The organism is Oleiphilus sp. HI0061, from assembly GCF_001635675.1.
The window spans coordinates 1-278 of the sequence record NZ_LWFE01000803.1; the positions used below are offsets into that span (position 1 = coordinate 1).

General features: G+C 40.3%; 1 protein-coding gene. It reads right to left on the reverse strand.

Features of this window, described 5'->3' with window-relative positions:
- Positions 1 to 112: GTPase (locus A3735_RS28820; protein WP_156499575.1), on the reverse strand; the 112-nt coding region annotated here is incomplete at its 3' end.
- Positions 113 to 278 lie beyond the last annotated feature (166 nt).

Sequence of the window (278 nt, forward strand, 5' to 3'; positions counted from 1 at the left end):
GAGTTAAGCCTGCGTAGTCTGCGACAATTGCATCTTTTGTTTTGGTCAAACGATTGAATAAGGTAGATTTACCTACATTAGGACGACCTACTAGCGCTATTACAGGAACCATCTATCTACCTTTAATCTCTATATTCGTTAGACGACTCTTCGAAAAGTCTTCTATTTCTAAACCTCGAACCCAAGGGTCTAAGGTCCTTTACCTTCGAATTCAACTGATACGATACTATGTCACCAGAACGTGCATAAACATATAGCCGGTCGCCCTTTACAATCAT